Source organism: Methylophaga sp. (genome assembly GCF_030651745.1).
The window spans coordinates 1-1,688 of sequence record NZ_JAUSCC010000009.1; the positions used below are offsets into that span (position 1 = coordinate 1).

Consider the following 1,688-nt stretch of genomic DNA (forward strand, 5'->3'; position numbering starts at 1 on the left):
TTTTTTTTGGTTGAGTAGATGTTTGTTTTTATGTTGGTGTTGTTTTGTGTGGTTTTTTTTGGTTGAATATTCTTTTTATGTTGTGTGATATGCATATTAGGTTGTTTTCTGTGATTGTTTGTTTTATTCCGCGCGTGTAGTATTCTATGAATCGTAGGTTTTGTTTTATGTTTCCGAATGGCCATTCTGCGGCTTCTTTTCGTTTTGAATATTCTAATTGTGCCTGTGGTGTTTCCATTTTCAAACTCATTTGTTTCATTAAGTCGTTTCCATAATCCGTTATTATGCGTACACGGTTTTTTCCAGCACATTTTTCTTGATCTTTACATTTTAAACAAGTATTTGTGTAGTATTGGTGTCTTTGTTTGTTTTTGTAAGTGTATGTCTTTTTATAGGGTAATTTTTTATTATTTGGGCAGAAATAAACGTTTTTATGGTGATCGTAGTTGAAATTATGTTTGGAAAATGGTTTAGTATTTTGATAAGTATTTTTAGTGGTGGTGGCTTGTTTTCTGTTGGGTATATAGGCGTCTAGTTTGTTTTTATGGATATATTCGATATTGTGTTGTGTGAAGTATCCATTATCAGCGCTTATCTTTGTATGTTTTGGTATTGGTCCTATTATGGTTTTTATTTGTTCTATTTGTGGTATAAGTTGATGATGATCTGTGGGTTCTTGTGTTACTTTATTTGATAGTATTATTCCTGATTTGTGGTCTACTGCGATTTGCATGTTGTATGATAGTTCGATTCTTTTTTTCTTGTTCATCATCCAGCGTGAATCGGGGTCGGTTGTGCTAATTGATTTTTGTCCACTCTTTTTTAATTGTTTTTCCATTAAATCTAATTTTTCCAGAACACTTGCTGGTTGGTCAAATGCCTGGCTTAACAGGTTTACTGCAGAGTTTTTAAGTTTTTTTCGTTTATCACGGTTTTGTTTGGCATACGGATTGTCTTTTAATAGTTCGCGGATTAATTCTTTTCTTTCTTTCCGAGTGCTAGGTATTTCAAAACCGTCTTGTGCTTCGTCGCCTCTTTTATCACCGTATATTTCGTCTTCTTCTTTATCTACGTCTATTCCTTTTTGTATGATTTTTTTAATGGCTTGTATTTCGTCTTCTGTTAAATTGTTATCCTTTGATGCGTTTGCTTTGATTTTTGTCCCATCGATACTGATATGTTCCAATTGGAGTAATCCTATCTTTTTAGCAGTGAAAACAGTGGTTTGGAATACTTTTTCTATTAATTCTTGTGCTTCGATTTTGAATCGGTTAATTGTCCTGAAATCGGGTGTTTCTGTTCCTGTTAAGAACATATAAACCATATTTTCTTGTGTTAATTTCATTATTTGACGTGATGAGAAAACACCATCCACACTAGCCATTATAACAACCCGCATAAGCATACAGCGCGAATAAGCAGCTTTACCCGCCGTATATTGATATTTTTTCTCAATTCCCTGAAAATCAATTTCATTCACTAAATCCGTGACAAAAAAACAAATATGATCCTTTGGAATAAGATCATTTAAACTCAAAGGCAACAAAAAAGACTGACCCATTTTATATTCTCTTAAAACCATGAAAAACACCATGAAAAAACTATAAACAACTAAATAAATAATAGAACAACCTACAATATAAAATTAACCCCACACAACAAAAAAAACAATTATGAGTCAACCTCAT

The 1,688-nt window shown here is 32.5% G+C and carries 1 protein-coding gene; it reads right to left on the reverse strand.

The genetic code is table 11. The annotated features are described in order from the left end of the window. Positions 1-28 precede the first annotated feature (28 nt). On the reverse strand, positions 29-1,582 hold the full coding sequence (locus tag Q7V21_RS00405) for an IS1182 family transposase (protein WP_304915400.1): 1,554 nt from the start codon (positions 1,580-1,582) through the stop codon (positions 29-31). Between the last annotated feature and the right edge of the window lie 106 nt (positions 1,583-1,688).

What these genes read in the sequence shown, in the direction of transcription:
- Q7V21_RS00405 (WP_304915400.1), bottom strand. Translation starts at nt 1,582, where the DNA reads ATGGTTTTAAGAGAATATAAAATGGGTCAGTCTTTTTTGTTGCCTTTG.